The following is a 22,973-nucleotide window of genomic DNA, read 5'->3' on the forward strand; positions in this document are numbered from 1 at the left end:
TCGCATTTCATCAGGAGACAGCATGTCAGGCAATCGTGGAGTGGTGTATGTAGGGCCGGGAAAAGTCGAAGTGCGCAGCATCGCGTTTCCGGAACTGGTGGACCCTGCCGGCCGCAAGGCCAATCATGGCGTGATACTCAAAGTCGTCGCGACGAATATCTGCGGATCGGATCAGCATATGGTCCGCGGCCGAACGACCGCACCCGCGGGGCTTGTGCTCGGCCATGAGATCACGGGCGAAGTGATCGAGGTCGGCGCGGACGTCACGACGCTGCAAAAAGGCGATCTCGTTTCCGTGCCGTTCAACGTGGCCTGCGGCCGTTGCCCGATGTGCAAAGCGCAGAACACCGGTGTCTGCCTGACCGTGAACCCCGCGCGCGCCGGCGGCGCCTATGGCTATGTCGACATGGGCGGCTGGATCGGCGGTCAGGCGGAATACGTCATGGTCCCGTATGCGGACTTCAATCTGCTGAAGTTTCCCGACCGCGATCGCGCAATGGCCAAGATTCGCGATCTCACCTGCCTGTCCGATATCCTGCCGACCGGTTATCACGGCGCAGTGACGGCGGGCGTCGGACCGGGCTCGACGGTGTATGTGGCGGGCGCGGGTCCGGTCGGCCTTGCCGCTGCCGCGTCCGCGAGACTGCTCGGCGCGGCCGTCACCATCGTCGGCGACGTGAATCCGGTGCGTCTCGAACATGCGCGAAAAGTCGGCTTCGAGACCGTCGATCTATCCAAGGATGCATCGCTGGCTGAACAGATCGCGGCGCTGCTCGGCGAGCCGGAAGTGGATTGCGCGATCGATTGCGTCGGCTTCGAAGCGCGCGGTCATGGACACTCGGGCTCGCAAGCCGAGGCGCCCGCCACCGTGCTCAACTCGCTGATGGAAATCACGCGCGCGGCGGGCAAGATCGGCATTCCGGGCCTCTACGTCACCGACGATCCCGGCGCCACCGACGCCGCCGCGAAGCACGGCAGTCTCTCGGTGCGCTTCGGCCTCGGCTGGGCGAAGTCGCATTCCTTCTTCACGGGGCAAACGCCCGTGATGAAGTACAACCGCAATCTGATGCAAGCGATCCTCTGGGACCGCCTGAACATCGCCGAAGTCGTGAACGTGTCCGTCATCGAACTCGATCATGCACCCGGTGGCTATGCCGAATTCGATTCGGGCGTGCCTAAGAAATTCGTCATCGATCCACATGGCAGTTTGCTGGCAGCCGCCTGACATAACCACCTGTTTCAACGCTCGAACGCCCGCATTCGATGCGGGCGTTTGCGTTTTGCCGCGGGTCGCTAAAATGGCGGCATGTCGAATGCACTTTACAAACGCTCGCGGCACGAACCCGAATTGCCGCTTCACACACCGAGCACCGCGTCACTCGCCGTCGCGGCCGCCATTGCGATGATCGCGTGGCTCGCGTTCGCAGCGCAAACGGATATCACCGTCGCGCGGCTCGTGAATCGCGGCTATACCGTGTTCGATGGCCTCGCGCGCATGAGCAGCTATCTGACGAACGTGACGGTGCTGCTCACCGCGTTCTGTTTCACTTGTGTCGCGACGCGCGCGCAATTTCCGCTGGCCCGGTTCTTTCGCAAGCCGACCGTCATCACCGCGGTGGTCGTGTATATCGTCTTCGTCGGGATCGCGTATAACGCATTGCTGCGCTATCTGTGGACGCCGTCGGGTTATCGCGCCCTCGTCAATGAATCGCTGCATACGGTCGTGCCCGCGCTGGCTGCCTTGTACTGGCTGCTGTTCGTGCCGCGCTTTCATCTGTCGTGGCGGCGATGCGCATTCTGGCTCGTCTATCCGCTGTCTTATCTTTGCATCACGCTATGGCGCGGCAGCCTGTCCGACTTCTATCCTTATCCATTCATCAATGTTACGGAACTCGGCTATGAACGCGTGCTCGTCAATGCGACGATGCTCGTCGGCGCGTTCATCGTGCTGATGAGCGTGTTTCTCGTGATCAATCACCGGCGTCAGGACTTGAACGTGGCCGATCCGGAAGTCGAGTCGGGCGATTCGTCTTCCGGCGGCGTCGACTAACTTTGTGCGCGCTCGCGGTTCACGACGAGATCCGCAATAAAGGCAAGCGCCAGCGCACACGCGCCGCACGCAAAGATCAGCGCGTAGTTGTTGTGCGTGTGCGAGAACAGAAACGAATAGCCGTATCCCGCGAGCGCCTGGCACAGCGCAAATGCGGATGTCGCCCTGCTCCATGCGGCGCGCTGCTCGGTGTGATCGTGCGGCAGTAGTTCATGCACGCGGCCAAGCGCGAGCGGCACGATTCCCGGCGTGAAGATCCCGAGCGCGACGGTTGCGACGGCAATCGCAGTCGGATTCGCCGATAACGCCAGCAGCGCCGCCGCGCACGCCTGCCCCAACAAGGCATAACGGTATGCCAGACGAAAGCCGATGCGATCGCCCACGTTGCCGCAGATAAGCGGCCCGAATATCGCCGCGACGCCATACAGCACCCAGTAGCGCGCACCCACTTCCGCCCCGCGCCCATAGCCGCGCGCGATCCAGTCGACGAGCAGAATCATTGCGGGCACGAGGCCGAACGCATTCGCCGCATATTGCGCGTAGAGAAGGCGCAGACGCGTGCCGTGATGCGCGGTGGAACGGATCGCCGCGCGCTGTGTTGCCGCGGCTGGCGGAGCCGACGCGGGCCAGCCGAACCACGCTATCGCGGTGAGCACGAGCGAGAACACGCCAAGACCGATCCAGGTGTCGTAGAGGCCGTGCGGGATGAGCTTCGGTATCAGCGTGCCCGATGCGGCGATACCGAAGCCCAGGCCGAGAAAGATCATCCCGCTCGCGAAGCCACGACGCGCGGGCGGAATGTGCGGCAGGATCGTCGTGGCGACGAGCACCATGATCGCGCCGCCCGACAGCCCCGATAGAAAGCGCCACGCAAAGAACCACGTTATCGACAACGGATAGGCACACGCGAAAAACGCGGCCGTCGCCACGGCCATCAGGAGACGCAGCGCGTGACGGTTCGTGAGCGCATTCGCTATCGCGCGGCCAAAGAGCGCGCCCGCGAAATAGCCCGCGAAATTCGCCGCGCCGAGCGTCACCGCTTGCGACGACGTGAACCAGTGCGCTTCGATGAGCGGCGGTATGAGCGGCGTATAGGCGAAGCGCGCAAGGCCGATCGCCACGAGACTCGCGCAAAAGCCCGCCAGCATGGCGAAGAGCGTGCGTGCATCGAGTGAAGCGTTTTGATCGGCGCGTGCGGCCGATCCCGTTTGATTCGACATGACGAAAGCTCCCGCAGCCGTGCGTGGCAGCACGCGGCCGGTCGATGTAACGTGAGAAGAATTGAAGAACTAGCGCTTGCCGGCGGTCAGGCCGAGCGGCGGGAGCTTCAGCATCGCCAGCGTGGGCGCGACAGCGCCAGTCAGCACCGCCGGCTCCGGATCGACGCGCGCCAGCACGCGCACGCCGATCAGCAAGGCGAGCAGGCTGGATGCGGCGGCTTCGGCGGACACCACGCGCTCGATGTCGCCGCTTTTCAGGCCAGCCTTCATGCAGCGCTCGAAGAACGCACGCAGCACGGACATTTCTGCTGCAATGAGTTCGCGAAACGCGTCGTCCTCCGGCGATGCGCCGAGCGCCGCATTGACCAGCATGCAGCCGCGCCGATGCGCATCCGACACCGAACGTTCGATGATCTCGCGAAAAAACGCGGTGATCGCGCGAGAAGGCGTCATCGTCGATTCGAGCCGCTGGATGCGCTCGCGCAACGTGTTGTCGAGATAGTGCTGGAGCGCGCGCAGAAAGAGCGCGCGCTTGTCGCCGAACGCGTTGTAGAGACTCGGTTGCGTAAGGCCCGTGTACTGCACGAGATCACGCGTGGAAGTGCCGTCGTAGCCGTGCGTCCAGAACGCATCGGCAACGGCGTCCAGCACGCTGTCTTCGTCGAAATTGCGCGGTCGCGCCATGGTCGTGCTCCATCGATTCGTCGCGCCGATGTTCTATATCGGACGATACAAAACGATTATATATCGATGGATACAAAACCGCGCGAAATCTCCATGACGCGAGGCGGGTTTCGTTTTTTGCGAAGGAATCGACTGAGGAAAGACGGAGCGCTTCGAGGACGCGCCTGCATCCCCGAAGGCGTGGACGCGGTCAGGCTTCTTTCGTATCGAACATCAGCAGTTCGACGCCGGCTTGCGCGAAATTGCCGAGATCGGCGGCGGTCTTCTGTCCTTCGGGCGATTCGAGTGCGGCTTTGATCGCGTCGAGCGAATCGAACTGCAGCAGCGCAACGAGGTGATACGGTGAATCGCCCGATGCCGCCACGACCGGCCCCGTGCTGATTTCATAGCGCCGCAGGCCCGGCAGCGTCTTCGCGAGCGGCGCATGCGTCGAGGCGTAGTAGTCGTCGAATGCTTTCGTGTCGGGCGGATTCTTGTATAGCGCTACGATCTGGGCCATCGTCCTGTCTCCTGTGGGTGGTACGGCATTACTGCTTCTCGAGTTGCAGATAGACGCGCTGCACGTTCTGCGGTTGCGCGATCGCATAGAGCTTGTAGTTCTTGAATGCGGGCACCTGAACGGTGTGCATCGCCTCGGTGAGGCCGATCCCGCTCTTGTATGCGCGCTGCACCGACGCATCCAGCTCGCGCAGATAGACACCCGTCTGCATGATGCCGTCGCCGCGCAAAGGCGCGCCGAAGCCGGGCACCACCGTCTTCAGATCGAGTGCGCGCAGATGTTCCAGCGCGGCGAGCCAGCCGGGAATCTGCTCGTTGCGCAGTTCGGGAATGCGTCCGTTGGATACGAGCCCGCCCGCGAAGAGCACGCCGCTTTGCGTGTCGAGCACGGCGAGATCGCCCGGCGTGCTCGCGGGGCCGAAGTGCAGCAGTTGCAGCTTGCGTCCGCCGCTGTCGATCTCGGTCGTACCGTTCACGGTTTGATCGGGCACGGTCACGCGCGAGCCGGCCATTTCGTCTTCGCCTAGCGTCTTGCGCAGATTCGCGAGGCAGATCGAACAACGCTCGCGGATCAGTTGCGCCGTGCGCGCATGCGCGAGGATCGGCACGCCGTCGTCGCGGAACGCCGCCGCGCCGAACACAAACTCGGGCGCCTGATGCGTGATGATGACGAGCTTCACCGGCAAGGGCGTGATCGTGCGGATCGCCTCGATCATCGCGCGGCCATAGCGGTAGGACGATCCCGTATCGATCACGGTCACGCCATCCGTGCCGACGATAAAGCCATTGTTCGCGACGATACCGCTATTCTTCGGCGCGACTGCATCGCTGTCGCCGATGAATGCATAGACGCCCGGCGCGATCGCGACAGGCGCGGGCATGCCGCGCATCGCCGCATGCGCGAGCGCGCTTGCTGCGAACAGCAGCGCACAGACGAGCGCTTGCAGGCCGCGCCGCGTCATTTCATCGCCGACGTTTGCCCGCCGCCTGGCTGCGCAGTCACCGCGACGGCGCCGCCCCACTGCTTGTTTTTCGTATCCTCGACCTGCGCCTTCAATTCGCCGTTCGCACTCGGCACAAAATAAAAGCGAACATTCGGGTTCTCGCTGATCGAGAAATTGACGTTCGCGGTCATCACTGGCTTATCGGCATACGTGACCGATATCTTGCGAATGAAGTACGCCGTCGCATAGTTCCGCGTGACCTGATTCATCGCCATGCCCGTGCGGTTCGGATGACGCACCATCAACTGTGCAAGCTCGGGCTTGCCCGCGACAGCCTGCCCTTCGGCCTGAAGCCTGAGTTGCCCTGCCGCGCGCTCGGCGGCGTCTTCGTCCTTGTCCGCGGGCGCCGAGCAGCCGCCCGACGCCTTCACGAAGCGAATCGCGCTATAGAGCTTGCCGTCATTGGTTTCCGCGATTGCGCGCATGAACGTATAGTCTTCCACGCGCACGCGCGTTTCGATCGTCGCGAGTCCCGACTCCGGCGTGAACTCGAACGAGCCCGCATACGGCTCGGGGTTTTCATCGATGAAGAGATAGATCTTCCTGATGTAATGCGACGGCGTCTGCGGGAATTGCGCATTGATCGCAATCGGCACGACGGAGGCATCCGCGGCGCGCGCGGGGGCATCGAGCTTGATGACCGCATCGCCGTGGGTCTCGATGGCGCGGCCCTTGAACGTGCCTTCCTTGAAGTCGAGCCAGCGCGCCACTTTGTCGGGATCGTCCTCGGGTTGCGCCGCTTGCGCGACATGAGGCGCGAGCGCCGCGACCGCGAGACACGCGACCGCCGTCACGCGAACGCCGGACCATGCTGTCTTCATGATGTCCCTCCGATGCTGCGCTACTGCTCCCATTCGAGTTCCGCATACGCGGCCGTCACGTTGCGACGGTGATAGAGGTCGTACAGGAGCCACTTGTCCTTCTGATCGACGCCGATGTTATCGACGGCCTGCCGGATCGTTTCGCCTCGCTTGATGGCCGCACGCACATCGCGGGCCAGATTCGCGAGATAGCGTTCCTCGGCGTCGAGCGATTGCGGCCAGGGCGGGTCGAGCGGGCCGTGTCCCGGCACGACATGACGCGGATTCATCTGCCGAATGCGCGCGATGTCGTCGAGCCAGCCGACGACGCTGCCATCGATCACAGGAATGCAGCCTGCGAATAAAAGATCGCCCGTCCACAAGGTCCCGCTCTTCTCATCGTATACCGTCAAATCGTTGTTGGTATGCGCCGTTTTCCATGTGCGCAGCGTCAGCGTGCGTCCGCCGAGATCGATGCTGCCGCTGCCGTCGATCGTCATCGTCGGCGCGACGATTTCGCTGCCCGCGGCCACGTCGCCCAGTTCGCGATTCAGCGCGCGCATGTAGTTGTCGGCGCGCGAGGCTTCCGCCTGCGCGAGCGCCTTGCTGCCGACGAACTGAGGGTGATCGTCCTTGAACGCGGCATTGCCGAAGATGTGATCCGGATGCATGTGCGTGTTGATGACGTAGCAAACCGGCAGCGCCGTGACCGCGCGTATTGCGGCGCGCAACGCGCGGCCTTCGGCGAGCGTGCCGCCGGTATCGACCACTGCGACGCAACGCGTGCCGACGATGAAGCCTACATTGGCGATGTCGCCGCCGTTCGCGCGCGTCGCGACGTCATCGTGACCGCGGTGCGCGTAGTTGCCCGGCGCGACTTGCGTCATCGAGAGCGCGGTTTCGCCACGCGCGATGGCCGCGCATGCGATCAGTATGAAGAACGCTACATGACGCCACGCGGATGCGCCGGTCATCGGCCGCTGCCCGCTTCAGCGAGCCGTTTTGGCCTACGCAGGCCGAACTGCGCGTATTCACGTTCGAGAAACGGCTCGGCGTTTTCGAGGAGAAAGCGCCGGAACGCGAGACAGGTGGGCGAGAGTTGTTTGGAGCGCGAATGCACGAGTTGCCAGGTTCGTTCGACGGGCGTGCCGTTCACGTCGAGCACGGCGATTTCGCCGGTGCGCAGTTCGAGCGACAGCGTGTGCAGCGAAATGAGGCTCACGCCCATGCCGGCCATGACGGCCTGCTTGATCGTTTCGTTGCTGCCGAGCGTGACGCTGCGCGCGGGCACGAAGAGGTTTTGCCGAAAGACGTGTTCGGCGACCGCGCGCGTGCCGGAGCCCGGTTCGCGCAGAAGGAACGTATCGCTGGCGAGTTCCTGCAGATCGAAGCCGCGTGCCTGACGCAGTGGATGCGAGAGCGGCGCGATGATCACATGCGGATGATAGGCGAGCGGCTCGGCTGTCGTGCCCAGTTCGGGCGGCGGGCGGCCCATGATGGCGAGATCGGTGGCATTGTCTTGCAGCAGTCGCAGGAGCGTTTCGCGATTGCCGACGGAGAAGTGCACATCGACTTTCGGGAACTGTTGCGAATAGAGCGCGAGGAGCTTGGGCGCGAAGTACGTTGCGGAACTGACGATGCTGACCGCTATCGAGCCGCTGTCGGCTTGCGTGAGCGACATCATCGCGTCTTCGGCGTCCTTGATTTCGCCGAGTATGCGGGTTGCGTGATGCGACAGGCGTTCGCCGGCTTCTGTCAGCGCGAGACGTCGCGCTACGCGTTCGAAGAGCGGAAGGCCTATGGCTTCTTCGAGTTGGCGGATTTGCATCGATACCGCGGGTTGTGTGAGGTGGAGTTCCTCGGCTGCGCGGGCGAAGCTGGGGCAGCGGCTCGCTATCACGAAGATTTGGAGCTGGCGCAGGGTTAGGGAACGGATGAAATTCACGGAGGTTTTGGGGGTTGGGGTGGTGTGCTTCGGGTCTTCGTGGAACCTGTTTTCGTGTTGGTTAATTAGCACTGCCCCTCCCCGGGGCGGGGGTAACTTTCTTTGCTGCTGCAAAGAAAGTCACCAAAGAAAGCAGCTTTGTCACCGCCCGAGGTCACACGCAGTTTGGCCATTTTTCTCCTCGGGGAACGGCCCTCGCCTAAAGAGTGCCCTCAGAGTCCCAACTGGGCTTGGATCGCGCACGGTCTGTCACATCGCGCGACTTAATTTCTTGGTACAGCCATTTCAAGCTCCAGCCCGCTTCGCGGCCGACGGGTCAATCGGGTTTGCGTGCGGTTTCCCCTGCATACCCAACGGCAGCGCGTAGCGCTGTGCCGAAGCTATTTCGTGCTGCACCAGTGCGCTCAAAGTTATGGTTTGTCAGACCGTGCGCGATCCACGCCCGATTGGGCCTTCGAGGGCGCTCTTTAGGCGAGTGCCGTTCTCCGAGGAGAAAAGTGGCCAAACTGCGTGTGACCGCGGGCTTGAACGAGCTGCTTTCTTTGCCTACTTTCTTTGCAGCAGCAAAGAAAGTAGGTGCCGCCCCGCACAGGGGCAGTGCCAATAGACCGACACGAAAACGGGATCCACCCAAAAAAACCTTACCGACTAGCCCGAGGCCCATTCGAAGCCTTCGGAGAACCCATATTCTTCAAAGCCCCTTGATAAGCAATCGTCTCCTTCTGCAGCGGATGCGCAAAATCATTCCCCTCCCCCGGCACTTCCGTGCGAATCATCAGCAACCGCCCGGGCACGTCATCGGCCATGACGAACGTATACCGTTTGCCCGTGTACTTACTGAACCGCTCCGAATTCGGATCATTCAAATAAGGCTGAATGACGATCTGCTGAGCCTTGGGATGCTTCCCCAGCCCGAGCGCCTCGCTCGACACCGTCGTAATCTGCGGCCCGGCCGCCAGCGCCATCCGCACACGCTGCTGGAAATAGCGCCGCTGTCCGCCGGTCAGTTGCTCCATCTCCGCGATATCGTGCTCCAGAAAATAGATGATCACCGGATTGCACGGCAGCCCGCCGGGCACATTCACATTGCCGGTGCGATCCGTCACGCGCGCGTCGTTCTTGCTGTTGCCCGGACTCACGACAAGCACACGCAACGTATCGTTGACCTTCGACGGCGGCCCGGAATAATCCACCGCATAATCCAGCTCGGTCTGCGGCTCGACGCCATCCATGTGCGATTGCATGAACAGCAAGCGCTCAGCCGGCTTGATATCGACGCCCGGCGCAGACGCGGCAGGCGCATCCGCGGCGCCCGCCGCAGGCGACGCCATCAATGCCGCGAACGCGATAGACCATGCGCAAAGCGCACCCCCGTATATGCGCCTCATTGCGCGGCCACCGGCTGCAATGGCAGCAAAGGAACCTGATAACCCGAAAGAATCTGATCGATCTTCGGCTGATTGGACGCTATCCAGTTATCGACCTTGTCGCGCCATGCTTTCTCGCCATAACGCACGCCCATCGATATCTCGTAGTCGAAACGAATCGGCTGGCCCGCAGGAAACGGCACGAGGCGCACCTTGTTATCGGAGCGATTGGCGAAATAGCCCGCAATCGGCCCCCATACGAAAGCCGCATCGACGTTGCCCTGCACCAGATCGTGTTCGATCATCTCGCCCGGAAAGGCCTCGGGATCGCCGCTTTGCCCCTGATACGACACCGCCTGATCGATCAGATTATTTCTGAGCAGCCAATCGACCGCGGGGCTCTTTACGAAGATGCCTAGCTTCATCTTCTTGAGCTGGTCGGGCGGCAGGTTCATCAGGTCCGACGGCGACTTGATGCTCGCGTATTCGGGCTTGTTCGGAAACACCATCGCATAAGTGGAATGCAGATACGGGCGCGTAGTCGCCGTGAGTTCATAACCCTTCGGCACGCCGATGATCAAATCGCATTTGAAGCGCTCCGACTGCGGCACCTTTTCGCGCAAAGTATTGCGCACGAAACCCATGCGTTGCGGCCAATACGTGTATTCGAGCTTATAGCCGAAATCGCTCGCCATCTGACTCGCGATCTTGTTCTCGTAACCCTCGCCCTTCTTGTTCGAGAGCGGCATGTTGTTCGGGTCGGCGCACACGCGCAGCACGCCGTCCGCGCCATCGTTGTTCGGCAGAATGGGCGGCGGGGCGCTCGCCCCCTGCTGCGCGAAAACGGGTTGCGCCGAGAACGCCGCGAGCGCCGCGCAGAGTGCGGCCGCGAATCGGAACGAAGCGGCGCGGCTTGCATTACGATCAGACATCGATACCTCCGGGAATGAGAGCAATCATCAGACGTTGGCGCGTCATGCGCCCGGCGTCTTCATTTTGCATCGATTGCCTGCAGGTCGCCCGGGTTGATCTTGCCGTCGGAGCGCCCCTTCAGATACGCATAGAGGTTCTCCCAATTCTTTTGCATCATCTGGCTGGAGCTGAAGTCGGGCATGCCCTTGTCCACACGCCCGCCAAACACCGTGCGATGAAACTCGTTCTTGTCCAGCGTCTTCAAAGCATCGATCAGCGACGGGCCGACCATACCTTCCTGTTTCGCCCCGTGACAGCGTTCGCACGCCAGCGCGCGCCAGGTTTTCCAGCCCTGTAGCGTGTCACTGTCGACCTTGTTGCCATCGACGACCTTGTACGCGACCGGCTTCATCTGTCCAGCGCTCGACGGCGTCTGGGCGAACGAAGCGGACGACGCAGCGAGCGTCATCGAGAGCAGCAAGAGTGATCGGCCTTTCATACGTCGGACTCCTTGAACATGTCTTGTATAGGGGGTATTTCGCGCGACGGCCATTGCGGCCGCCGCGCTGTGCTTCGATCAACTCAATCAACCACCCGGAATCGCGAACACGAAGAGCGTGCCGCCAAGAGCCGTGTACTTCGCGAGGTCCTTGTAGCCGCCCACTGCGCCGAGGCCTTCCGTCGACTTCTCGAGACCCGCCGCCATGCCGATACCAGCCCAGCCGCCGATGCCCGAATACACGCCGACGTATTGCTTGCCCTGGAACTGATACGTGAACACGTTGCCGATGATCCCGGACGGCGTCTTGAACTTCCACAGCTCCTTGCCGTCCTTGATGCGCACTGCCTTGATATAGCCTTCGAGCGTGCCGTAGAACACGATGCCGCCGGCGGTCGCGAGCGCGCCGGACCAGACCGAGAACTTCTCCGGCTTGGACCACACGATCTTGCCCTTCGAGGCATCCCACGCGATGAAGTTACCCATCGCGCCCTTCTCGTTCGGGCCCGGATACATCGAGAGCGTCGCGCCCACGAACGGCTGACCCGCCACGTAATCGACCTGGAACGGCTCGTAGTCCATGCAGACATGATTCGTCGGCACGAGGAACAGGCTGGAGTTCGGGTCGAATGCGGCCGGCTGCTGATCCTTCGAGCCGAGCGCCGCGGGGCAGATGTTCTTCACGTTGTGATCGGGACCGGCCTTCTGCGTCGAATAGCTCGCATTGCGAATCGGCAGGCCGCTCTTCAGATCGACGCTATCGGCCCAGTTCACGGCCGGATCGAACTTCTGCGCGACGAGCAGTTCGCCTGTATCGCGATTCAACGTATAGCCGAAGCCATTGCGGTCGAAGTGAACGATCGCGGGCACTTTCTTGCCGCCGATGTTCAGGTCCGACAGGATCATCTCGTTGACGCCGTCATAGTCCCACTCGTCGTGAGGCGTCATCTGATAGACCCACTTCGCCTTGCCCGTATTCAGATCGCGGGCGAAGATGGTCATCGACCATTTGTTGTCGCCGGGGCGCTGTGTCGGGTTCCACGTGCCCGGATTGCCCGAGCCGTAGTACACAAGGTTGAGTTTCGGGTCCCACGCGTACCAGCCCCATGTGGTGCCGCCGCCGTATTTCCACTGATCGCCCTGCCAGCTCTTGAGCGACGAGTCCGCGCCGACCGGCACCATCTTGCCGTCCGCCCAGGTCATCGTCGTTTGCGGGTCGAACAGCATTTCGTTGTCGGGGCCTACGCTATAGGCCTTCCACACTTCCTTGCCGTCCTTGATGTTGTACGCGACGAGACGTCCGCGCACGCCGAACTCACCGCCGGAGATGCCGGTCAGCACCTTGTCGCCGAAGACGTGCGGCGCATTGGTGTTGGTTTCGCCCTTCTTCGGATCGCCGTTCTGCGCGCTCCATACGACGTCGCCGGTTTTGGCGTCGAGTGCGACGAGCTTGGTATCGGCTTGCTGCAGGAAGATCTTGCCGTCGCCATAAGCGAGACCACGGTTGACCGTATCGCAGCACATCACCGAGATGACCTGATTGTCCTGCTTCGGCTGGTATTGCCAGATGAAGGTCTGATCCTTCAGGTTGATGGCGATAACTTTGTTAGGGAATGGCGAGTGGATATACATCGTTTCGCCGATGACGAGCGGCGAGCCTTCATGGCCGCGCAGCACACCTGTCGACATGGTCCAGGCAACCTGTAGCTTGCCGACGTTGTTTTCATTGATTTGCTTGAGCGTGCTATAGCGGTGATTCGAATAATCGCCCGCTTGCGCCGCCCAGTTCGAGGGATTCTTGATCAGGCTATCGAGCTGCGAGTCGGCCTGAGCGACATAAGAATTCAGGCCTGCCGTCGCTGCCACCGCCAGTCCAAGAACCAGGGTGCGTAAGTTCATGTCTCCTCCAGAATGGTGATGCTTCCGACCCAGGTGACTACGCTACCGGTTGCATCGTGCGCGCCTTCAAATGCAGGTAACGAGCTGCGCCTCGCCCGGTACATAGCCGGGCTTTTGCGTAGAGAGGCCAATTGCATATTCCATGCCGGTTTCTTCCGTGCTGCCTTAAATCGGGAATTCGACGCGTGATGCTGTCGTTAGCGGACGGGTTTTTATCGGGTAGCGACACATACTGTGTCAAATACGCGAAGCAGAACGCGTGACATGACGCGTCGCAGCATGTGTTTTGTGCGATGGTGCGGTGCTCTCGCAAGCGGCGCATACTTGTGGCTCGCGTTCTTTGAATGGAGGCGGTTGTCATGGCTCAAGCCGAGAAGGTCTATTCCGACGAGGAAATCCAGCAACGTCTGACGGGTACGCTCGCGCATTGGTATCTCGAGGATGGATGGCTCAGGCGCAAGTTCAAGACAGAGAGCTGGAAGGGAACGCTTATGGTGGTCAATACGGTAGGGCATCTGGCCGAAGCGGCCTGGCATCATCCGGATTTGACGGTTTCTTATGCTTTTGTTGTGGTCAAGCTGAAGACTCATTCTGCCAAGGGCATTACTGATAAGGACTTTGCTTTGGCTTCCAAGATCGAAGAGGTCGTGCAGTGGCAGCCTGGGAAGGAAGGTGGGCCTCTTGAAGGGACGCCTTCGGATGATCAGCGGTTTCGGTATATCAAGTATGACGGGTAGGGGTTTGGGTTTGCTTTTTGGTTTTGGTTTAGGTGGAACTTGCTTTGGTGTCGGTCTATTAGCACTGCCCCTCCCCGGGGCGGGGGTAACTTTCTTTGCTGCTGCAAAGAAAGTCACCAAAGAAAGCAGCCTTCTCACCGCCCGCGGTCACACGCACGTTGGCCACTCTTCTCCTCCGGGAACGGCCCTCGCCTAAAGAGTGCCCCCATAGGCCCAATCGGGCTTGGATCGCGCACGATCCGTCACATCGCGCCGCTTAACGAACCGGTACAGCCATTTCAAGCTCCGGCCCGCTTCGCGGCCGATGGGCTAATCGGGTTTGCGTGCGCATTCGTGTCCCACTGGTTTCCCTCTCATACCCAGCGGCAGCGCAAAGCGCTGTGCCGAAGCTATTTCGTGCTGAACCAGCGCGCTCAAAGTTATGGCTTGTCAGACCGTGCGCGATCCAAGCCCGATTGGGCCTGTGAGGGCACTCTTTAGGCGAGGGCCGTTCCCCGAGGAGAAAAGTGGCCAAACTGCGTGTGACCGCGGGCGGTGACAAAGCTGCTTTCTTTGGTGACTTTCTTTGCAGCAGCAAAGAAAGTTACCCCCGCCCCGGGGAGGGGCAGTGCTAATAAACCAACAACAAAGCAAGTTCCACGAAACCAAAACAAAAACCGAAAACCGAAAAGCAAAAACCAAAACCAGATCAAAACCTGGTACAGGATTTGCCTAACCCCCAAAGCCCCAAAAAACCCCGCCGCAAAAAAGGACCTCGATGCCATCCCCCGGACGCCTGACCCCGCCCTCAGCGATCACAGTCGAGTCCCCATCGCGCCTGCATCTCGGCTTCATCGATCCGAACGGCTCGCTGGGCCGCACCTTCGGCAGCATCGGTCTCGCCATCGACGCGCACGCGACGCGCATCACCGCGCGTCAAGCGCCCGCATCACGACGCAACGATCCGCGAATCGAAGGCACCACGAGCGATGCCCAGCGCGCCCGCATAGCGCATTACCTAAGGCAGCTCCACACCGCGCTAGGTGAAAGCGGAGAAGACGGCCCGACGATCGACATCGAGGTGCACGAAACACCTCGCCCTCACACGGGGCTAGGCTCCGGCACGCAACTCGCCCTCGCGCTCGGCACCGCCTTCGCCCGCGTCAAAGGCCACGCGGCCAGCACCGCCGATATCGCCAGAATCCTCGCGCGCGGCGCACGCTCCGGCATCGGCATACATGGCTTCGATCACGGCGGACTGATTGTCGATGGCGGCCGCAACGCGTCCACGACAACATCGACGGCACTGCCGCCGCTCATCGCACGTCAGCCGTTTCCCGAAGCATGGCGCGTCCTGCTCATCGACGACACCTCGCGCGAAGGCCTGCACGGCGACGAGGAAAAACGCGGCCTCGCATCGCTCGCGCCCTTTCCGGCGACGCTCGCCGCGCATCTCTCGCATCTCGTCCTGATGCGAATCCTGCCCGCGGTCGCGGAACACGACTTCGACACCTTCGCCGACGCCCTCTGCGATATGCAGCACACCATCGGTGAATACTTCGCGCCCGTGCAAGGCGGCGTGTTCGCGAGCCCCGCCGTCGCGCGCGCGCTCGAAGCCGTCGCCGCCGAGCAGAAAGCCGGCATCGGACAGACCTCGTGGGGACCCGTCGGCTTCGCCTTCGTCGCGAGCGCGCAGGATGCCGAGCGCGCCCGCGCCGCAGCCGAACGCGTGTCGCAAGGCGCGCCGCTCGCCTTCACCCTCGCAGCGGGACGCAACAGAGGCGCGACCTGGCGCGCGGCCGAGCCGCGCCAGCACGGGGCGAACGCCGCCTGAACAGAGACATCACCACACGACAAACGAGTCCATCGCCATGCCCGAAGCCACCGAACGACCCTACGTCCTGCACATGTTCACCGCGACGCCGCAAATGAGCCCGTTCGATGTGAACATGGCCGCCGATGCCGGCTATCAGATCCTCGTGCCCTACTGCAACGTCGGCGAGGACAGCGTCGTGCAGCTCACGCAGGATGCGATCTTCTCGCGCGGGCCGAAAGGCGTGTCGCGCACCGGCATCTTCATCGGCGGACGCGACGTGATGCTCGCCGCCGACATGCTCGAAAGAGCGCGCAACGCAATGGTCCCGCCCTTCGAAGTCTCGGTCTTCGCCGATCCGAGCGGCGCGTACACAACCGCCGCCGCGCTCGTCGCGCTCGCGGAAAAGCATCTGAGGACCGCGCATTCCGTCGATCTCGGCGGCAAGCGCGTGCTGATTCTCGGCGGCACGGGCGCGGTCGGGCGCGTCGCGGCGGCGATGGCCGCGTCGCTCGGCGCGGATGTCGCGGTCGCCAGCCATTCGAGCCAGTCGCGCGCCACGCAAGTGAGCGACGAAATCAACCGGCGCTTCGATATCGCGACCTCGGGCGTCGCGACCGGCACGCCCGATCAACTGCATCGCGAACTCGCGCGCGCGGAAGTCGTGTTCGCGACCGCGGTGGCCGGCGTGCAGGTGATGACCTCCGCCGATCTCGCGCATGGCAGGAATCTGCTGATCGCCGCCGACGTCAACGCCGTGCCGCCCGAAGGCATCGCGGGCGTCAACGTCATGGACGACGGCAAGCCACTCGCGGGCGCGGCGCGTTCGGACGCGGTCGGCATCGGCGCGCTCGCCATCGGCAACGTGAAGTATCAGGCGGAGCATCGGCTCTTCCTGCGCATGCGCACTGGCGGCAAGCCCGTGTATCTCGGCTTTCCCGAGGCCTTCGACGAAGCGCGCGCGATCGTCGCGGGACAAAGCTCATGATGACGCGCGCGCCGCGCGTGGCCGTCGCCGGGTTGTCGGCGCGCCTCGTCGCGCAGTCGGCGGCGCGCGCGGGGCTGAACGTCGTCGCGCTCGATATCTTCGGCGACCGCGACACGCGCGAGCACGCGGGCATGTGGTTCGATATCGGCGCTGCAGGCGGACAAGGGCTTTTGATCGATCGCGCGCGTCTTTTCGATGCGCTCGAACACGCCGCGCGCCTGCCACGCATGCTCGGCCTCATCGTCACGAGTGGCCTCGAACCGCTTGCCGATGAACTCTCGTGCGCACCGCGCGTGCCGCGCTTCATCGGCAACGGCGCGCAGGCGGCGGCGGTGCGCGATCCGCGGCGCTTTTTCGCGCTGCTTGACGAAGCGCATATTGCACACCCGGAGGTGCGTCATACGCGGCCCGCCGACCCGCGCGGCTGGCTCGTGAAGCGCTCCGACGGCTGCGGCGGCACGCATATCCAATGGGCGAGCGATGTCGAACGCGTGCCCGACGGCGCGTATTTCCAGCGGCTCGCGCAAGGCCGTTCGATGTCCGCGCTTTTCGTCGCGGCGCATCGCGAGGCATCGGTGATGGGTTTCGCGGAGCAACTGACGGTCGAAGCCGGCCGGTTGCCCTTCGTGCACGCCGGCTCGCTCGGGCCGGTGCAACTGCCGCAGCGCATCGCCGCGCGCATCGTCGAGGCGATCGAACGAATCGTCTGGCAGACGGACCTCACGGGCCTGAACAGCATCGATTTTCTGCTCGACGGCGAGACCTTCAGCGTGCTTGAAATCAACACGCGCCCTTCGTCGACGATGGCGCTCTACGAAGCCGCATGGCCCGACGCGTGGCCGCGCGGGCTGATCGGCGCGCATCTCGACGCGTGTCTGCACGGCGAGCTGCCGCATGCGCCCGACACGCTCATGCAGGCGCCGCCGCTCTTTGCCGGGCAGCGCGTCGTGTTCGCGCCCGATGGCTTCACCGCGTCGCGCGCATTCAGCGACGCCTGCTTCGCCGATCCGGCATGCCACGACGTGCCGCTCGTCGGCGCGCGCATCGAAGCGGGCCAGCCGGTCTGCACGATGACCGCGACGGCCGACGCCTTCCCCGACTTGCGCGACGCGCTGGATCGCGAGTGCGCGCGTCTTCTGCAACGCATCAATACGGTCTGACTCATGACATCTCCGCCTATCAGCGTCAACGCATCGAGCGAGCGGCTCGTCGCGCGCCTCATCGACGATGCCGCGCGTCTTGCCGTCGAGATCACGCGCACCGATGGCGGCACCGTCATCGTCGATGCGGGCGTGAACGCGAAAGGCAGCGCCGAAGCGGGCATCCTGATCGCGCGCATCTGCATGGGCGGGCTCGGACGCGTGGCGCGGCGCGTTGCATTCGATCACGCGCCGCTCTGGCCGGTCTTCATCGAAGTGCATACGAGCAATCCGGTTCTCGCCTGCCTCGCGAGTCAGTACGCGGGCTGGAGCCTTTCCGCGACGAAAGAACAGACGGGCGGCAAGAAGTTCTTCTCGCTCGGCTCAGGTCCCGCGCGCGCGCTCGCATGCAAGGAACCGCTTTTCGACGAACTCGGCTACCGCGACCGGAACGATCGCGGCGCGCTCGTGATGGAAGTGGACCGGCTGCCGCCGCAGGTCGTCATCGACAAGGTGTTGGGCGACTGCGGCCTCGCGCCCGAGCAGCTCGTGATCGCCGTGACGCCGACGCACTCTGTGGCGGGCACGGTGCAAGTCGTCGCGCGCGTCGTGGAAGTGGCGCTGCACAAGACCCATGTGCTGGGCGTGAGCCTGAGCGAGATCGTGGAAGGCAGCGGCAGCGCGCCCTTGCCGCCGCCCGCGCCCGACGGCATCCAGGCGATGGGCCGCACCAACGACGCGATTCTCTACGGCGGCCGCGTGCATCTGACCGTGAAAAGCGATGCCGCCGCGAAGCGTCTCGCGGCCGAACTGCCCTCGTCGAACGCGCGCGATTACGGGCGGCCGTTCGCCGATATCTTCACGTCGTTCAACTACGACTTCTATCAGATCGACCCGGCGCTGTTCGCGCCCGCCGAGGTCTGGGTGTCGAGCCTCGAAAGCGGCGCGACGTATCACGGCGGCAAGGTCGATCGCGCGTTGCTCGAAGCGCAATGGAGCGCGTCATGAGCCTGCCGGCGTTGCGCGTGGCCATCATGACCGACGAAACCGGCTGGCACACCAGCCGCCTTAGAAAAGCGTTTCGCGCGCGCGGCGTGGAGGCGCGTTGCGTCGATCTCGCGGATTGCCGCATCGATACGACCTGGCCGCCTCACGGCCTTGCGATTCCCGGCTACGGCCACACGCTGCCCGACGCGGTGTTCGTGCGCGGCATCGCGGGCGGCACGTTCGAGCAGGTGACGTTGCGGCTCGGCATTCTTCACGCGCTGCGCGAATGCGGCGTGCCGGTTTATAACGATGCGCGCGCGATCGAGCGCAGCGTCGACAAATCGATGACGAGCTTTCTGCTCAACCGCTACGGCGTGCCGACGCCCGCGACGTGGGCCGCCGAATCCGCCGCGCATGCGCAGCGCGTGCTGATGCGCGAGGCCGCGGCGGGCCGTCAGGTCGTGATGAAACCGCTTTTCGGCTCGCAGGGTAAAGGCCTCAGGAAGCCCGGCGTGCGTCTGCCCTCGCTCAAACCGTTCAGCCAGGTCGCGTATCTGCAGCGTTATGTCGATGCGGGCGCGCCCGGTTTCGACTGGCGCGTGCTCGTGATCGGCGGCCGGGCGCTCGCGGCGATGAAGCGCGTCGGCGGCGACGACTGGATCCACAACTTCGCGCGCGGCGCGCGCTGCGAGCCGGCGGACATCACGCCCGCGCTCGCCGATATCGCCGTTCGCGCAACCGCGGCGCTCGGGCTCGATTACGCGGGCGTCGATCTCATTCCAGCCGAAGGCGGGCGGCCCGTCGTGCTCGAAGTGAACGGCGTCGCGGCGTGGCGCGGCCTGCAATCGGTGACGCCGCTCGATATCGCGACCTTGCTCGTCGACGATCTGCTCGACCGCAAGCTGCCCCGATCGACGGGCGCGCTCGCGCTCGCCAGCGGCGATGAACACGCCTAGCGCGCCGCTTGCCGAGCGCGCGCGCGCGGCGTTCCTGCGTGCATGCCGGCTCGATGTCGAGACGATGAAGCCCGGCAACGTGAGCGTCGCGAGCGCGGGGCACGGCATGACGTCGGCGCAATTCATCGCGAGCGCGGGCGCGGCGGCGGCGGGTTTGTTCACGCCGGGCGCACGCGTGGGCGCGCGCATTCTCGACGCCGTGCGCCGCACGTTCGATGCGGCCGGCTGCAACACCAATCTCGGCATCGTGCTGCTTGCAGCGCCCTTGTGCGCGGCGCTGGAGCGCATGGAATCCCTGGATGCCGCGTCCTGGCATCGGGAAACGGAGCGCGTGCTCGCCGAACTGGATATCGACGATGCGCGCCTTGCCTATCGCGCGATCGCGCTTGCGAATCCGGGCGGACTCGGCGACGCGCCCGAGCAGTCCGTCCACGCGCAGCCGACTGTGACCTTGCGCGCCGCGATGGGGCTCGCGGCCGGGCGCGACAGCATCGCGCGTCAATATGAGAACGGTTTCGCCGACATCTTCGGCGCGGGCCTCGACGCGGCCGGCGCGGTTTCGCCGTCGAGCGAGCATCGCGCGATGCTCGACGCGTTCCTTGCGTTTCTGTGCGGCTGGCCCGACTCACACATTGTGCGGAAGCTTGGCGCGGCGGTGGCGCAAAGTGTCACGCGCGACGCGGCGAAGCATCGCGCGGAATGGCGTGCGGCGGGCCGTCCCGCGCAGTCGCCTGAACTCGATGCGTGGGACGCCGCATTGAAGGCGCGCGGCATCAATCCGGGCACGAGCGCGGACCTTGCGGTGGCGACGCTCTTCGTCGCGTTGATGACGAGCGCGGCATCGACATCGAATGCATGAAGCGCGCCGTGCGCGGACGAAAATTGGCACGGAACATGTTAGGAAGTTCGCGGTTGAGCGGTCGCATCGTGAATCGGGCGCACCGCGAGCCTTGCGCGGCTTGAGGGTCAACCGTCGCGAGTCGAGAGCAAGTCGCTAGTCCCTAGAACCAAATCCACTGGAGGAACAGCATGGCCAAGATCAACCGCGTCCTGGTAGGAGAGTCGCTCGTCGGCGATGGCAACGAGGTCGCACACATCGACTTGATCATCGGACCGCGAGGTTCAGCTGCAGAGACCGCGTTCTGCCACGCGCTCACGAACAACAAGGATGGCTTCACGTCGCTGCTCGCCGTGGTCGCACCGAATCTGATGACCAAGCCGAACACGATTCTCTTCAACAAGGTGACGATCAAGGGCGCGAAGCAGGCCGTGCAGATGTTCGGCCCGGCGCAGCGTGCGGTGGCGATGGCGGTGGCCGACAGCGTCGAAAGCGGCGTGATTCCCGCCGACGAAGCCGACGATCTTTTTATTTGCGTCGGCGTGTTCATCCACTGGGACGCCAGCGACGATCAGAAGATCCACGACTTCAATTATCAGGCGACGAAGGAATCGATCGAGCGCGCGGTGGCGGGCGAGCCGTCGTCGAAGGATGTAGTATCGAAGAAGGGATCGATGTCGCATCCGTTCTCGCCGAGTTGATTTTTTCTTGCTTGTGGCCGGTGCGTGGGGTGTGTCTGCGTGCCGGCTGTTACGGCTTTATTAAAACTATGAGGCTCATCGCATGATCCCAAGTTGTCGCGCGCTGACGGTGGTGGCGTTCCTCTCGCTGATTTCATCGCTTTCGATCGCCGCGACGGGCGGCGGCGGTAGCGGTGCTGCGCCCGCAAAGACGCATGATTATCCGACCGAAGGGCGCGTGGAATATGTCCTCGGGTGCATGGAGGATAACGGGCGCGAATTCGCCAACGTTTATAAGTGTTCGTGTGCGATCGACAGGATCGCGAAAGTGCTTCCTTATGATGATTTTGTCGAGCAATCGACGTTTTCTAAGTACGCTACGCTGGGTGGGGAAGGTGGGGCTGAGTTTCGGGTAGATCGGGCTAAGGCTCAGACCAAGAAGTTTCGAGAATTGCAGAAGGATGCGTTTAGGGCATGCGGGATTCAAGCTGCTGCTGCAGCCAAGTGAGCTTTCTTTTGGTGGGTCCCGTTTTGGTGTTGGTTTATTAGCACTGCCCCTCCCCGGGGCGGGGGTAACTTTCTTTGCTGCTGCAAAGAAAGTCACCAAAGAAAGCAGCTTTCTCACCGCCCGCGGTCACACGCACGTTGGCCATTTTTCTCCTCGGAGAACGGCCCTCGCCTAAAGAGTGCCCTCACAAACCCAATCGGGCTTGGATCGCGCACGGTCTGACAAGACATAACTTTGAGCGCGCTGGTTCAGCACGAAATAGCTTCGGCACAGCGCTGCGCGCTGCCGCGGGGTATGCGAGGGAAACCAGCGAACACGAGTGCACTCGCATACCCGATTAACCCATCGGCCGCGAAGCGGGCTGGAGCTTGAAATGGCTGTACCAATGAATTAAGTGGCGCGATGCGACAGACCGTGCGCGATCCAAGCCCGGTGGGTCCTTCGAGGGCGACACTTAGGCGAGGGCCGTTCCCCGAGGAGAAGAATGGCCAACGTGCGTGTGACCGCGGGCGGTGACAAAGCTGCTTTCTTTGGTGACTTTCTTTGCAGCAGCAAAGAAAGTTACCCCCGCCCCGGGGAGGGGCAGTGCTAATAGACCGACACGAAAGCAAGTTCCACGAAAACCAACCCAAAACCTCACTCCCTAACATACCCTCTCCCAATCCATGCAAGGCTTGCGGAGCCGCTACCTCCGCACAAACCCTCGACGCGTCGCCGTCGCTCAATCACCACACCCACCGCATCCACATCATCAAACTTCGCCGGCTTGGCCAACGAAACCCTCACCCAATGCGCGCCAAAATCCGCGATGACCAACTGCGCGATGCGCTCCGCCAGCGCCTCCAGCAACTGCAACCCATGCGACGCGAAAAGCGAAAGAACCGCCTCCCGCACTGCCGCATAATTGACCGTATCCTCGATGCGATCCGTCGCACACGCGCGAAGCGAAGGCACGCCGATAGCAAGATCCAATCGCACCGGCTGCGGATCATGCAGCTCCGAAGAGTCGATGCCGATCACGGTCTGCCCGGTCAGCCCTTCGATATAGACGATATCCATCGCGCCATCAGCAGGTTGCGGCGCAACATAAACAGCTTCGCGGATCGGTTCGAATCGGCCCATGTGCTCATCGCCGCTTAAAGCGGTCCCTGTGATGGATGGTAGAAAACCCGGCAACCTGCGCCGAATGCATCCGTAAGGAGCAAGCAAAAAACGGGCGCGTTCGAGCTTCTCTATGCGACTCCTTATTGAACCGATGCGTCATAGGATGTAAAGTTTTTGAGAACCGGGCCGGATCGGGCTTTGAAAAGCCATTCGTACAGCACTGGACACCACCGATCCCCCGGCCACGAGGCGCGCCTGCAAGCGGAACACGCGTAAAACAGGCAGGCAAAGCCGCAGCGCCAACGTAGAACACAACAGATTCGGCGCCGGACGGCCGCGCGGATAACCGCGCACCGGAAACGCGGC

At 63.0% G+C, this 22,973-nt stretch carries 23 protein-coding genes; 11 read left to right on the forward strand and 12 right to left on the reverse strand.

The window, feature by feature from the left end:
• Window positions 1-22: 22 nt before the first annotated feature.
• Window positions 23-1,225, forward strand: coding sequence for a formaldehyde dehydrogenase, glutathione-independent (fdhA, locus tag AWB70_RS33650; RefSeq protein WP_053569791.1), 1,203 nt, complete (start codon window positions 23-25; stop codon window positions 1,223-1,225).
• Window positions 1,226-1,306: 81 nt separating this feature from the next.
• Window positions 1,307-2,050, forward strand: a complete 744-nt coding sequence (locus tag AWB70_RS33655; RefSeq protein WP_053569790.1) for a Pr6Pr family membrane protein — start codon at window positions 1,307-1,309, stop codon at window positions 2,048-2,050.
• Here AWB70_RS33655 and AWB70_RS33660 read toward each other — a convergent pair.
• From AWB70_RS33660 to AWB70_RS33710, 11 genes are all read right to left on the reverse strand, one after another.
• A complete protein-coding gene (locus AWB70_RS33660) occupies window positions 2,047-3,270 on the reverse strand; it encodes a YbfB/YjiJ family MFS transporter (protein WP_053569789.1) in 1,224 nt (407 codons plus the stop codon). The genes AWB70_RS33655 and AWB70_RS33660 overlap by 4 nt on opposite strands.
• Before the next feature lie 69 nt (window positions 3,271-3,339).
• Complete coding sequence (locus tag AWB70_RS33665; RefSeq protein WP_053569788.1) at window positions 3,340-3,954, reverse strand: TetR/AcrR family transcriptional regulator; 615 nt, start codon at window positions 3,952-3,954, stop codon at window positions 3,340-3,342.
• A gap of 190 nt (window positions 3,955-4,144) precedes the next feature.
• The gene (locus tag AWB70_RS33670; protein ID WP_045452786.1) at window positions 4,145-4,453 is read right to left on the reverse strand and encodes an EthD family reductase; all 309 of its coding nucleotides are present in this window, start codon (window positions 4,451-4,453) and stop codon (window positions 4,145-4,147) included.
• Window positions 4,454-4,481: 28 nt separating this feature from the next.
• Window positions 4,482-5,414, reverse strand: coding sequence for an MBL fold metallo-hydrolase (locus AWB70_RS33675; RefSeq protein ID WP_053569787.1), 933 nt, complete (start codon window positions 5,412-5,414; stop codon window positions 4,482-4,484).
• Window positions 5,411-6,277: a quinoprotein dehydrogenase-associated SoxYZ-like carrier gene (locus AWB70_RS33680; protein WP_053569786.1), complete on the reverse strand. Its 867-nt coding sequence runs from the start codon at window positions 6,275-6,277 to the stop codon at window positions 5,411-5,413. The genes AWB70_RS33675 and AWB70_RS33680 overlap by 4 nt, the downstream gene beginning before the upstream one ends.
• A 20-nt stretch (window positions 6,278-6,297) precedes the next feature.
• Window positions 6,298-7,230 carry a quinoprotein relay system zinc metallohydrolase 2 gene (locus tag AWB70_RS33685; protein WP_053569785.1) on the reverse strand — a complete coding sequence of 311 codons (933 nt, stop codon included), beginning with the start codon at window positions 7,228-7,230 and terminating at the stop codon, window positions 6,298-6,300.
• Entirely contained in the window at window positions 7,227-8,201 is a 975-nt protein-coding gene (locus AWB70_RS33690) for a LysR family transcriptional regulator (RefSeq protein WP_014251695.1), read from the reverse strand. Before AWB70_RS33690 ends, AWB70_RS33685 begins: the two co-directional genes overlap by 4 nt.
• Window positions 8,202-8,842: 641 nt before the next feature.
• Window positions 8,843-9,589, reverse strand: a complete 747-nt coding sequence (locus AWB70_RS33695) for a hypothetical protein (RefSeq protein WP_053569784.1) — start codon at window positions 9,587-9,589, stop codon at window positions 8,843-8,845.
• Window positions 9,586-10,500: a substrate-binding domain-containing protein gene (locus AWB70_RS33700; RefSeq protein WP_053569783.1), complete on the reverse strand. Its 915-nt coding sequence runs from the start codon at window positions 10,498-10,500 to the stop codon at window positions 9,586-9,588. Before AWB70_RS33700 ends, AWB70_RS33695 begins: the two co-directional genes overlap by 4 nt.
• Before the next feature lie 59 nt (window positions 10,501-10,559).
• Window positions 10,560-10,979: a c-type cytochrome gene (locus AWB70_RS33705; RefSeq protein WP_014251692.1), complete on the reverse strand. Its 420-nt coding sequence runs from the start codon at window positions 10,977-10,979 to the stop codon at window positions 10,560-10,562.
• 87 nt (window positions 10,980-11,066) lie between these two features.
• A complete protein-coding gene (locus AWB70_RS33710) occupies window positions 11,067-12,878 on the reverse strand; it encodes a methanol/ethanol family PQQ-dependent dehydrogenase (protein ID WP_014251691.1) in 1,812 nt (603 codons plus the stop codon).
• Between the two features lie 359 nt (window positions 12,879-13,237).
• Here AWB70_RS33710 and AWB70_RS33715 point away from each other — a divergent pair, with 359 nt between their 5' ends.
• The 9 genes from AWB70_RS33715 (at window position 13,238) to AWB70_RS33760 (ending at window position 21,503) form a co-directional block, all read left to right on the forward strand.
• Window positions 13,238-13,615: a 4a-hydroxytetrahydrobiopterin dehydratase gene (locus AWB70_RS33715; RefSeq protein ID WP_014251690.1), complete on the forward strand. Its 378-nt coding sequence runs from the start codon at window positions 13,238-13,240 to the stop codon at window positions 13,613-13,615.
• 757 nt (window positions 13,616-14,372) lie between these two features.
• Window positions 14,373-15,428 carry a beta-ribofuranosylaminobenzene 5'-phosphate synthase family protein gene (locus AWB70_RS33725; RefSeq protein WP_053569782.1) on the forward strand — a complete coding sequence of 352 codons (1,056 nt, stop codon included), beginning with the start codon at window positions 14,373-14,375 and terminating at the stop codon, window positions 15,426-15,428.
• 37 nt (window positions 15,429-15,465) lie between these two features.
• Window positions 15,466-16,395, forward strand: coding sequence for an NAD(P)-dependent methylenetetrahydromethanopterin dehydrogenase (locus AWB70_RS33730; protein ID WP_014251688.1), 930 nt, complete (start codon window positions 15,466-15,468; stop codon window positions 16,393-16,395).
• Window positions 16,392-17,555: an ATP-grasp domain-containing protein gene (locus AWB70_RS33735; protein WP_053569781.1), complete on the forward strand. Its 1,164-nt coding sequence runs from the start codon at window positions 16,392-16,394 to the stop codon at window positions 17,553-17,555. Before AWB70_RS33730 ends, AWB70_RS33735 begins: the two co-directional genes overlap by 4 nt.
• Before the next feature lie 3 nt (window positions 17,556-17,558).
• The gene (mch, locus tag AWB70_RS33740; RefSeq protein WP_014251686.1) at window positions 17,559-18,542 is read left to right on the forward strand and encodes a methenyltetrahydromethanopterin cyclohydrolase; all 984 of its coding nucleotides are present in this window, start codon (window positions 17,559-17,561) and stop codon (window positions 18,540-18,542) included.
• Window positions 18,539-19,477 carry an ATP-grasp domain-containing protein gene (locus AWB70_RS33745; protein ID WP_235024410.1) on the forward strand — a complete coding sequence of 313 codons (939 nt, stop codon included), beginning with the start codon at window positions 18,539-18,541 and terminating at the stop codon, window positions 19,475-19,477. The genes mch and AWB70_RS33745 overlap by 4 nt, the downstream gene beginning before the upstream one ends.
• A complete protein-coding gene (locus AWB70_RS33750; protein ID WP_053569779.1) occupies window positions 19,464-20,336 on the forward strand; it encodes a triphosphoribosyl-dephospho-CoA synthase in 873 nt (290 codons plus the stop codon). Before AWB70_RS33745 ends, AWB70_RS33750 begins: the two co-directional genes overlap by 14 nt.
• Before the next feature lie 170 nt (window positions 20,337-20,506).
• Window positions 20,507-21,016 carry a formaldehyde-activating enzyme gene (fae, locus tag AWB70_RS33755; RefSeq protein ID WP_014251683.1) on the forward strand — a complete coding sequence of 170 codons (510 nt, stop codon included), beginning with the start codon at window positions 20,507-20,509 and terminating at the stop codon, window positions 21,014-21,016.
• A gap of 82 nt (window positions 21,017-21,098) precedes the next feature.
• Window positions 21,099-21,503, forward strand: coding sequence for a hypothetical protein (locus AWB70_RS33760; RefSeq protein WP_045452759.1), 405 nt, complete (start codon window positions 21,099-21,101; stop codon window positions 21,501-21,503).
• 636 nt (window positions 21,504-22,139) lie between these two features.
• On the opposite strand, the gene AWB70_RS33775 is transcribed toward AWB70_RS33760, so the two are convergent.
• Complete coding sequence (locus AWB70_RS33775) at window positions 22,140-22,625, reverse strand: dihydroneopterin aldolase (protein WP_053569778.1); 486 nt, start codon at window positions 22,623-22,625, stop codon at window positions 22,140-22,142.
• Window positions 22,626-22,973: the final 348 nt, after the last annotated feature.

This window comes from Caballeronia cordobensis (genome assembly GCF_001544575.2).
Lineage (GTDB): Bacteria > Pseudomonadota > Gammaproteobacteria > Burkholderiales > Burkholderiaceae > Caballeronia > Caballeronia cordobensis.

Coding starts and splice junctions, on each gene's coding strand:
- fdhA (WP_053569791.1), top strand. CDS start 23: ATGTCAGGCAATCGTGGAGTGGTGTATGTAGGGCCGGGAAAAGTCGAA.
- AWB70_RS33655 (WP_053569790.1), top strand. CDS start 1,307: ATGTCGAATGCACTTTACAAACGCTCGCGGCACGAACCCGAATTGCCG.
- AWB70_RS33660 (WP_053569789.1), bottom strand. CDS start 3,270: ATGTCGAATCAAACGGGATCGGCCGCACGCGCCGATCAAAACGCTTCA.
- AWB70_RS33665 (WP_053569788.1), bottom strand. CDS start 3,954: ATGGCGCGACCGCGCAATTTCGACGAAGACAGCGTGCTGGACGCCGTT.
- AWB70_RS33670 (WP_045452786.1), bottom strand. CDS start 4,453: ATGGCCCAGATCGTAGCGCTATACAAGAATCCGCCCGACACGAAAGCA.
- AWB70_RS33675 (WP_053569787.1), bottom strand. CDS start 5,414: ATGACGCGGCGCGGCCTGCAAGCGCTCGTCTGTGCGCTGCTGTTCGCA.
- AWB70_RS33680 (WP_053569786.1), bottom strand. CDS start 6,277: ATGAAGACAGCATGGTCCGGCGTTCGCGTGACGGCGGTCGCGTGTCTC.
- AWB70_RS33685 (WP_053569785.1), bottom strand. CDS start 7,230: ATGACCGGCGCATCCGCGTGGCGTCATGTAGCGTTCTTCATACTGATC.
- AWB70_RS33695 (WP_053569784.1), bottom strand. CDS start 9,589: ATGAGGCGCATATACGGGGGTGCGCTTTGCGCATGGTCTATCGCGTTC.
- AWB70_RS33700 (WP_053569783.1), bottom strand. CDS start 10,500: ATGTCTGATCGTAATGCAAGCCGCGCCGCTTCGTTCCGATTCGCGGCC.
- AWB70_RS33705 (WP_014251692.1), bottom strand. CDS start 10,979: ATGAAAGGCCGATCACTCTTGCTGCTCTCGATGACGCTCGCTGCGTCG.
- AWB70_RS33710 (WP_014251691.1), bottom strand. CDS start 12,878: ATGAACTTACGCACCCTGGTTCTTGGACTGGCGGTGGCAGCGACGGCA.
- AWB70_RS33715 (WP_014251690.1), top strand. CDS start 13,238: ATGGCTCAAGCCGAGAAGGTCTATTCCGACGAGGAAATCCAGCAACGT.
- AWB70_RS33725 (WP_053569782.1), top strand. CDS start 14,373: ATGCCATCCCCCGGACGCCTGACCCCGCCCTCAGCGATCACAGTCGAG.
- AWB70_RS33730 (WP_014251688.1), top strand. CDS start 15,466: ATGCCCGAAGCCACCGAACGACCCTACGTCCTGCACATGTTCACCGCG.
- AWB70_RS33735 (WP_053569781.1), top strand. CDS start 16,392: ATGATGACGCGCGCGCCGCGCGTGGCCGTCGCCGGGTTGTCGGCGCGC.
- mch (WP_014251686.1), top strand. CDS start 17,559: ATGACATCTCCGCCTATCAGCGTCAACGCATCGAGCGAGCGGCTCGTC.
- AWB70_RS33745 (WP_235024410.1), top strand. CDS start 18,539: ATGAGCCTGCCGGCGTTGCGCGTGGCCATCATGACCGACGAAACCGGC.
- AWB70_RS33750 (WP_053569779.1), top strand. CDS start 19,464: ATGAACACGCCTAGCGCGCCGCTTGCCGAGCGCGCGCGCGCGGCGTTC.
- fae (WP_014251683.1), top strand. CDS start 20,507: ATGGCCAAGATCAACCGCGTCCTGGTAGGAGAGTCGCTCGTCGGCGAT.
- AWB70_RS33760 (WP_045452759.1), top strand. CDS start 21,099: ATGATCCCAAGTTGTCGCGCGCTGACGGTGGTGGCGTTCCTCTCGCTG.
- AWB70_RS33775 (WP_053569778.1), bottom strand. CDS start 22,625: ATGGGCCGATTCGAACCGATCCGCGAAGCTGTTTATGTTGCGCCGCAA.